The 10603-nt window shown below is 31.0% G+C and carries 5 protein-coding genes; all 5 read left to right on the forward strand.

What is annotated here, in order from left to right:
* The first annotated feature begins 187 nt into the window (after nt 1–187).
* Nucleotides 188–1939 carry a T9SS type A sorting domain-containing protein gene (locus tag ABWP78_RS06425; RefSeq protein WP_353169955.1) on the forward strand — a complete coding sequence of 584 codons (1752 nt, stop codon included), beginning with the start codon at nt 188–190 and terminating at the stop codon, nt 1937–1939.
* A 109-nt stretch (nt 1940–2048) separates the two neighbouring features.
* Complete coding sequence (locus tag ABWP78_RS06430; RefSeq protein ID WP_353169956.1) at nt 2049–4859, forward strand: helix-turn-helix and ligand-binding sensor domain-containing protein; 2811 nt, start codon at nt 2049–2051, stop codon at nt 4857–4859.
* 263 nt (nt 4860–5122) lie between these two features.
* A complete protein-coding gene (locus ABWP78_RS06435; protein ID WP_353169957.1) occupies nt 5123–8245 on the forward strand; it encodes a glycoside hydrolase 5 family protein in 3123 nt (1040 codons plus the stop codon).
* A 17-nt stretch (nt 8246–8262) separates the two neighbouring features.
* Nucleotides 8263–9708: an Ig-like domain-containing protein gene (locus ABWP78_RS06440; protein WP_353169958.1), complete on the forward strand. Its 1446-nt coding sequence runs from the start codon at nt 8263–8265 to the stop codon at nt 9706–9708.
* A gap of 13 nt (nt 9709–9721) precedes the next feature.
* Nucleotides 9722–10534 (forward strand): glycoside hydrolase family 16 protein, encoded by an 813-nt coding sequence (locus ABWP78_RS06445; protein WP_353169959.1) that lies wholly within the window; start codon nt 9722–9724, stop codon nt 10532–10534.
* Nucleotides 10535–10603 lie beyond the last annotated feature (69 nt).

Consider the following 10603-nt stretch of genomic DNA (forward strand, 5'->3'; position numbering starts at 1 on the left):
TAACTAAATATTAATTAAATTAATTTTATTTTATTGAAAATCAATTACTTGTGTATTTATAAAAAAATTATTATTTTTACAAAAAAAAAATTGAATGTATAGTTTCTATATATACTACAAAATTTGTGTGTTTAATTTTTTTATTAATTTTACTATTATAAATTTTTAACCAATTAAATTTAATATTATGAAAAAAATTACGTATTTATTTACATTATTAATTTCCATTTTGGGTTTTTCACAAAATCTTGTTACAAATGGAGGTTTTCAAACAGGTACTGCTGCACCTTGGACAGGTAATGCTGCCAATGTTGTTGACTTGGGCGCTTCAAATTTTGTTAATCAAGCTAACGTAGCTGTTGCAGGTAATCCATGGGATGTTAATTTGAGCCAAGAAGTTAATTTAGTAGATGGTAAAACTTATTTGCTAAAATTTGATGCTTTTACAGCTACAGCTACTGGTACTAGAACTTTAATTTCTGGTTTAGGTCAAACTGGTGCGCCTTTTGCATCTTTAACAGCTACTTCAGTATTAACTGCTACCCCTCAAACATTTAGTTACGAATTTACTATTAATTATGGGAACACTGTTACTGATAGAGTTATTTTTGATATGGGTAATGCCACAGGTTTTGTATTTATTGATAACGTATCTGTTATAGAAGTTCTTCCATTAATTCAAAATTTTCAAACTCCTGCTAACTACACTTCGGTTGCTGCTTTTGGTGGCGCTTCAGCTGCTGTAGTAACTGATCCAGCTGCAGGTGCTGCAAATGGTAGTGTATTAAAGGGAACTAGTGTTGCAGGTGGACAGGTTTGGCAAGGAATTGAATTTTATCAAACGGTAAAAAAAGCAAAATTAACTACTAATAAAACAATGACTGTTGATGTGTATTGTTCACAAGCATTTAATTTATTAGGTAGAGTTGAAGTTGGAGGTCCTGTTTCTGCAAATGCACAAGCATACACAACTCCAGGTCAATGGCAAAAGCTTACTTTTAATTTTGCAGTTCCAATGAATGGTCAATCTATTGCAAATGGAGAATATGAAAAAATAGTTTTTTATGCAAATTGGAATACAGCAAATACTGGATTTAATACTGCGGTAAATTTTGATTTCTTCGTTGATAATATTAGAGCTGAGGAGGCTGCATTTACACTTCCACCAGCTGGACCTACAGTAGCTGCACCAACACCACCGGCCAGACCTGTTGGTGAGTTTATCTCTTTATTTAGTAATGCTTACACTAATATTAGTGTTGCCGAATGGTCTACATCATGGGATAACTCAAGTATTTTTGATCTTGTTTCCGTTCCTGGTGACGATATTAAAAGAATTACTTTTGGAGACTTCCTAGGTGTACAATTTACTAATTATGAGAATGCTACTAATATGACTCATTTTCACATGGATTATTTTATTACTGCAGGAACAAATTTGACTGGTAAAGTTTTAAATCCTAAATGGTCTAATCATGCTGCAATGGGTGGAGAAACCAATGCTCTTTTATTAACTCATTTACCAACTACTGCAGGTTCTTGGGTTTCAATTGATGTGCCTCTTTCAACACTTTCACCTCAAGGTCCTGGTGTTGCTTTTGCTAGAGAAAAATTATATCAATTTTTAATTACTTCAAATTTAGGAATTGTTTATGTTGATAACATTTATTTACATAAAAACACTGTTTTATCTACAGATAGTTTTGCTGTTTCAAAAGTTAAATTGTATCCAAATCCAACTTCTAATGTGTTAAACATTGAGTCAGTTGGAACCATTCAGAATATTGCAATTTTCAATGTTTTAGGACAGGAAGTAATGAACAAAACAGCTAATGAATCTTTATTAAGTTTAGACGTTTCAGGATTAAATGCAGGTGTTTATGTAATAAAAACTGTAATTGATGGAACTGTTTCTTCAACAAAATTTATAAAAGAATAGTTTATACTACTTTAAATTTTTTAAGACTGTCAGAAATGGCAGTCTTTTTTTTTAAATCATTTTTTTATTATACATTAAATATATATCTTTATTTTTTTATTTTAATTAAATGCAATTCTTAAAAACTCAAATACAACTTTTATTATTTCTGTTTTCTTTAGTGTGTACAGGACAACAATTACCTCCAATTGTAAAGTATTCTAAAGATATTTATAATGCTGGAATACAAAATTGGATGATTTCTCAAGACAATCAGCGATTTATGTATTTTGCAAATAATGAAGGTTTGTTAGAGTTTAATGGGTCAAAGTGGGTATTAAATCCCTCACCTAATGAAACTATTATTCGCTCTGTAAATTGTATTCAGGATAAAATATACACGGGTGCTTTTATGGAATTTGGTTATTGGCAACGTACAGATAACGGTGAATTATTTTATACATCTTTAAGCAAATCTATCAAATCTAAAATTAATGATGATGAGCAATTTTGGGGTATTTTTCCATTCGACAATTGGATACTTTTTCAATCTTTAGAAAAAATTTACGCTTATAACACCAAAACGAAGTTATTTACAATTATAGAACCAAAAAGCACGATTAACAAAGCTTTTAAAACATCTAATGGCATTTATTTTCAAACTCCAAAGGGTTTATTTGAAATAGATCAAGGGAAAAGTAAGTTGTTTTTAAGTAATGATATAATAAATCAAAATAAGCTCATAAATATTTTTGAAACATCTGATGGTTTACTTTTAGTTACGCAAAAGCAAGGTATTTTTAAATATAAAAACGGTGTTTTATCTAAATTTCAAACCAATATTGATGCTGAAATACAGCAAAGTAATATTTACAGTAGTCAATTATTAGCTGATGAAAGTGTAGCTCTCGGCTCAATTTCTAATGGAATTTTTATTTTATCCAAAGAAGGAAAATTAATTTATCACATTACACAAAATTCAGGATTAAGTAATAACACGGCACTTTCATTATTTGAAGATGTTGATAAAAATTTATGGATAGGTTTAGATAATGGCATTAACTGTGTCAATTTAAAATCGCCTATAAATAGTTATATTGATAATACAGGAATTCTAGGTGCAATTTATGCATCGGCTACTCACAACAATAAGTTATATATTGGAACAAATCAAGGGCTTTTTTATAAAGATTTGAGTTCGGCTTCTAAATTTGAATTTGTACAAAACACCAAAGGGCAAGTATGGTCTTTGTTTTCATTTAAAAACACCCTTTTTTGTGGGCATGATTCGGGAACTTTTATAATAAATGGTTCCAATGCCAATCAGATTTTTTCAGGTTCTGGAACTTGGAAGTTTGAACCCTATTTAAATGGAAATAATTTTATCTTACAAGGAAATTATAATGGTATTTCAGTTTTAGAGAAAAGCCCAAATGGTTGGACTTTTAAAAACAAAATTGAAGGTTTTAATTATTCTTCTAAGCATTTTGAAATACTAAATAGTAAAGACGTTTATGTAAGTCACGAATACAAAGGAGTATATACATTTTCAGTTGATAATTTATTGACTAAAGCTACTAAAGTTATCAAATTTAAAAATCCTATTAAAGGTAAAAATGCTACATTGGTAAAATATAATAATCAAATTTATTACGCCTATAAAAACGGAATTTTTAAACTTAATAATCAAACAAAACAATTTGTTAAAGACAAGTCGTTGAGTACAATATTTGAAAATGACGAATATGTAACTGGAAAAATGATTGTAGATAAGTCAAATAAACTTTGGTTTTTCACCAAAAATTACATTCATTATTTTTCTTCCGGAAAGTTATCTTCAGAATTAAAAAAGAATAGTTTACCTATTCCTTCTTCAATGACCAATACTATGCCAGGATATGAAAATATCTTACAATTAAATGATGTGAACTATTTGATTGGATCCACGGATGGGTATTATATTTTAAAAAACATTGATTTTAAATTTAGTAATTATAAAGTATCGTTAATTAGAATTTCAAATTCGGGAGTCAATTCTAAACCATTAAATATTTCAATAAAAGATGAAGTGCGTTTAGATCATGATCAAAATAATTTGGAATTTAGTTATACAGTTCCCGAGTACAATAACTACATTAATGCAGAATATCAATATAAATTAGATGGGTTTAATGATAAATGGAGTGAGTGGTCTTTTAATTCAAAAGTTGTATTTGAAAATTTACCTGCAGGTGATTATACATTTTATGTTAGGGCTAAGGTAGCAAATTCTGTTACAGATAATATTGAATCGTATTCTTTTGTTATTTCCAAACCATTCTATGCGAACGCATGGGCAAAATTATTTTATTTTATCTTGTTGATTATACTAGGTTTTTATATTCATAAATTTTACACTATTTTTCATGAAAAACGACACCAAAGAATTATAGCTGAAAACAACATTTTATTGGAACTTAAAGAATTAGAGAACGATCAAAAAATAATGAAAATTAAAAACGAACAGCTAATTCAGGATGTGGATAAGAAAAGCAAAGAATTGGCAGTTTCAACAATGAATCTTATTAAGAAAACAGAACTTTTAAATATTATTAAAGCTGATCTTAAAAACTCAACAGATAGTTCAACTAACAGAAGTATTAAAGCCGTAATTTCTACAATAAATAGTAATGTAAAAGAAGAGAGTACTTGGAATATTTTTAAAGAAGCTTTTGATAGCGCAGACAATAATTTTCTTAAGAAAGTTAAAGAAAGCCATCCTTCTTTAACACCAAATGATTTGAGACTTTGTGCTTATTTAAGATTGAATTTATCTTCTAAAGAAATTGCGCCCCTTTTAAATATATCTGTACGAAGTGTGGAAATTAAAAGATATCGTTTGCGTAAAAAAATTGATTTACCTCACGAAAAAGGTTTAGTTGAGTATATTTTGTCTATTTAGAGATTGAATTACACACTAAAACACCTATACATTTCCTCAACAAAAGCAAGAATTTCAATTTTTAAATGGTTTAAAATAGGCTATTTTTATAATTTAAAACCGAGTTTTAACAATAAATTCACAACTATACACCTGTTTTTTTATTGTGTATGTTTTTTGTTGTGGTTTTTTTTACATAATTATTAAAAATTCATCTGTATTTTTGAAATATATACAACTATTAATAAACTCTAATTAACAATTAATTTAATCTAGTACTTTAAATGAAAAAATTTTTTTATTTACTAATTTTTTGCAGTGCATTTTCTAGTTTTTCTCAAACAGAAAAAATTGCTATCCAGAAAAATGATACCGATCATAGCATAACTATAGATGGTAAAAATTTCATTATTAATGGAATGAACTGGGATTATTTTCCAATTGGCACTAATTATTTTTATAGTCTGTGGAATCAGTCGGATGCTTTTATTCAACAAGCACTTGATGGCGAAATGGGTTTACTAAAAAATATGGGTGTAAACACCATACGTGTTTATTCTGGAATTCCGAAAAAATGGATTGAGTATATCCATACTAATTTTGGTATATATACGATGTTAAATCATTCTTTTGGAAGATACGGTTTAACTATAGATGGTGTTTGGAAACCTAACACGGAATATTCTGACACAAAAACAAGAAAACTTCTTTTGAACGAGGTTACTCAAATGGCAAAAGAGTACAAAGACACCAAAGGATTATTGTTGTTCCTTTTAGGAAATGAAAATAATTATGGCTTGTTTTGGGAAGGTGCAGAAACAGAAAACATACCTGTAAAAGATAGAAAATCTACAATTAAAGCGCGTTCTTTGTATAAATTATTCAATGAAGCGGTAGTATCTATGAAAGCTATTGATGCCAATCATCCAATGGCTATTTGTAATGGTGATTTACTTTTTCTTGACATAATTGCAGAAGAATGTAAAGACGTTGATGTTTTAGGAACAAACGTATACAGAGGTGTTTCATTTGGCGATTTATTTGAAAGAGTTAAAAAAGAATATGGTAAGCCAGTTTTATTTACAGAATTTGGTTCAGACGCTTTTAACGCTATAACTAATGAAGAAGATCAAAACGCTCAAGCCTTTTATTTAAAAGGGAATTGGAATGAAATATATACTAATGCCTCTGGTATGGGTAAAGCAGGAAATGCTATCGGTGGTTTTACGTTTCAATTTAGTGATGGTTGGTGGAAATATGGACAAACGTCTAATTTAGATTTACATGACAACAATGCTTCATGGTCCAATGGTGGTTACCAAAAAGATTTTATTGAAGGTGAAAACAATATGAATGAAGAGTGGTTTGGTATTTGTGCTAAAGGACCAACTAACGAAAAAGGTTTTTACCAATTGTATCCAAGAGCTTCATATTATGTTTTGAAAGAAATTCATAAATTCAATCCATTTTCGGCAACAGCAAATAAAGAGAAACTTAAAACTTTTTTTGATGAAACCAATTTAATGGATGCCACACTTAGAGCCCGTGCTGACAAAGCGGCTTTAGCAAGTAATGATGGTGGAATTTTAAAAATAAGCAATCTTAGAGCTGAATTTACAACTTTTAATACAGGTGGAAGCTTAATTTCAACGCCAAAACCAGGTGATCCTGTTTCTGCGAATTATCCAAACAAACTTGGTTTTGATCACATGCAATCCTATTTTATTGGTGTAGAAGGAAATCCGTCTGCCAATATGAAAGCAAATGTTAATTTCAATGTTTTAGGAAGAGTAGCTGAAAACCCAATTAATGAGATTTTTTACGAAAATAGAGGTAGAGCCCAATCTTTTAATACGCCTAATGGTCCAACTGTAGTGAACGACTTTAATAGAGTTCAAGTGTATAACGCTTCATACAAATGGAATGCAAAGGATTTTGATTTGAAAGGTTTTTATAGAACAGGTCATTATCATTGGGGTTATGAAGGTGATTTCTTCGCCTTATACTCGGAAGCAAATTACGGAGCAAATTTAGATACATACAATGGTGAAACCCTTGGTTTTGAAATTGATGGTAAAAGAAGTCTAAAAGGCTTTAAAGCAGCATTTGGCCCTCAATTATGGTGGGGAGCAAATCCTGCTTATTTAGTAAAATATGGAACAAAATTAGGAAATGTTGATGCGACTGTTGTATATCATGAAGATATTAATCAAGTAGAAATTTCTGAAACAGTTTCTTCTATTGCATTTCCAGTACCAAAAACTAGAAGAGCTACGGTTCACTTCAAAACAAAGGTAGGTGATTTTGGTTTTGATGCAGGAGGTATTTGGGGAGGACAACCATTAAACGGAAGAGCGTTTCAAATGATGGATGGTGATGTTGTGAAAGTGGATAAAATTAACAACAAAGATAACTGGGGAGGAAAAGCAAAGATTACTTTTTCTAAAGGAAAATTCAATGCCTACACACAAGGTGCCATTCAAGGTTTGGTTGCTTCAGGTGGTGCAGACAATACTCAAACATTTACAGGTTGGAGATTAAAAGATACAGGAAGTGGTAACCAAATAAACTTTCTTGCTGGATTTACTTATAATATAAATTCTAAACTACAAGTAGCACCAAATATGTTATGGCAACAACCTATTGTTGATGCTATGCCAAATGGTGTTGCAGCTCCAGGAAGATTAAGAAATGTGTTAGATGATCCGTTTTTTGTTAGAGCCAATAGAAAAACTTTAGGCGGAGAGTTATTAATCACTTACGATCCAACTCCAGCAACTTGGATGTACGAATGGAATAATGATATGGTTGAAGATGCAAAATTTGCGTTTAGTACAGGTTTTGTATATAGAAAATTGCCTACAACCATGGATGCAGCTATAGGATTTTTATCAAACAGAACGCCTTTTGCTTTTCAAAAATCGGCTCCTGCGCAAAACTTATGGGAATCAAATACAAGAATTGTTTCAAAAATTAGTCCAGATTTAGGAATGATTGCAAATATCTATTTTGGAAATGGTCAAGCAAATGGAGATTCAGAAAGAACCATTAACAGAATGGGTGGTGATGTTAGATTGATTTACAAACAAGTGAAAGTAGTTTCTTCTCTTAAATTTAATGATTGGGGACCTTATGATTATCACCGTGACTTTAACTTAACGTATCCACTTCAATCTCAAATAGATATTTCAACATCTTTAGGAAAACCAAGCTGGTATATTTTACCAGATACAAGAATTGGTTTAATGGGAATATGGCGAACATTAAATCAATATTCTCCTAGATATTCTCCAACTTATGTAGCACCAAACACGTATCCTGCAGTTCCAACTTTAACTCCAGCAGGTTTTGGAAATGGATCTGAATGGGAAATTAGAACATATATTCATATTAATATTGGTAAATAATTTTAAAAATAATAAAAATGAAAAATACAAAAATTAATTATTTAAGAAGTGCGTTCTTAATGACAATTGTTACACTTGTCAATTTGAATTGTGAAAGAGAGGTATCAGATGAAGCTCAAAATGCAACATTTGCTAAAACAGCTGAAGTATTTACAGATGCACCAGTAGGTATGGGTACTAATTTCTACTTTCCTTATGGACCTGACGCTAATAATCCAGTTGGTTCAAAATTTAGTGCTTGGTCAGTCGATAGTAATGTGAGTTATAAAGGGAATGCTTCGATGCGTTTTGATGTTCCAAATGCAACTGATCCTCAAGGGAATTATGCTGGAGGAATTTTAAGAGTAGATGGAGCAGGTAGAGATTTAACAGGTTATGATGCGCTTACGTTTTGGGCTAAAGCCTCTCAAGGGGTAACAATTGGAGAGATTGGTTTTGGAGAAGACTTTTATCCAAACAAATACATAACTACAATGAGAAATATTAGTTTAGGAACGGCTTGGACAAAATACATTATTCCAATTCCTAATGCTTCAAAATTAGTGCAAGAAAAAGGTATGTTTAGATATTCTGCAGGTACTCAAGGTACAAATGGTTTTGGATATACCTTTTGGATTGATGAATTAAAATTTGAAAAATTAGGTACTATTTTACCTTTACAAGCTTCTATAATGAATGGTAATAACATTACTAGATCTACTTTTGTTGGTGTAACTTCAACAATAACAGGTGCATTAGCAACATTTAACATGCCTAATGGTATGAATCAATCTGTTTCTATTAGTCCCGCTTTTTTAAATTTTACATCCTCCAATACTTCTGTTGCTACTGTAAATGATGCAGGTGTTGTAACTCCAATCGCAGCGGGTACAGCAACAATTACAGCCACATTTAATGGTCAACCCGCTACTGGAAGTTTAATAATTAATTGTTCAGGTGCTTATGTCAACGCACCTATTCCAACATTGAGTCCATCTAATGTAATTTCTATATTCTCAGATGTATATACTAATGTTCCAGTTAATTATTATAATGGCTATTGGCAACCGTGGCAAACTACTTTATCTAACGATTTTTCAGTTCTAGGTGACAATGTATTGAATTACACCAACTTTAATTTTGTTGGAATCGAGTTTAGTAGTCCAACCGTGAATGCTAATAGCATGACACTTATACATTTAGACGCTTTTATTCCGGGACCTATAGCGCCAGGAAGACAATTAAGAGTGCTAGTTGTAGATTTTGGAGCAAATGGTGTTTTTGGTGGAGGTGATGATACCAGACATTCTACAACATTTACAGCAACAACTCCTACCGCTTTGGTTTCTCAAAATTGGATTTCAATAGAAATTCCATTTTCTGCAATGACAACTTTAGCAAGTAGATCCCACTTAGCTCAAATTATTCTGGAAGGTGGGGATAATTCAATAATATATGTAGACAATATATATTTTCACAATTAAAAAATAAATAAAGATGATATCTAATAAAATAAAATACAAAATTATTATAACTACTGCTGTTATTTTTTCATTAAATAGTTGCACAAAAGATGATAAACAAACTGTTGTTACTAAAAACACCTTAGTAATGAGCGATGAATTTAATGTTAACGGAGCTCCTGATCCTAATTTATGGTCGTACAATATTGGTACTGGTAGTAACGGTTGGGGAAATAACGAATTGCAGTATTATAACAATAGACCTGAGAATATTAAAGTTGAAAATGGTTTTTTAAAAATTACAGCCAGAAGAGAACAATATATGGGGGAAGCTTTTACATCAGCCCGTATTTTAACTAAAGGTAAATATGAAACCAAGTACGGAAGACTTGAAGCAAGAATAAAATTGCCTAGAGGAAAAGGATTATGGCCAGCTTTTTGGATGTTAGGTTCTAATTCTGATACAGCTATTTGGCCGCAATGTGGAGAAATTGATATTATGGAATATTTAGGGAGTAGCCCCACTAAAATATTTGGAACAGTTCACGGTCCTGGTTATTCTGGTGGTAATGCAATAACTAAAACCTATGCGCTACCAAATAGCAGATTTGATACCGATTTCCATATTTTTGGTGTAGAATGGGACGAAAACTATATAAACTTTTATGTTGATGATGTACTTTACAATCAAATTACGCCATCAGAAGTAACGGGTAACTGGGTGTTTAACAACCCTTTTTACATAATACTAAACATGGCTGTAGGAGGAAATTATCCTGGTGCTCCAAACAGCGAAACGCCATTTCCACAAGAAATGTTAGTAGATTACGTAAGGGTTTACCAATAACCATTTATAAACAAACCATTTATTAGAAAAGACATCTAATGTCTAAACACGCCTAAGAAATACAATTGA

The sequence above is a fragment of the Flavobacterium sp. genome (assembly GCF_040402955.1).
GTDB lineage: Bacteria > Bacteroidota > Bacteroidia > Flavobacteriales > Flavobacteriaceae > Flavobacterium.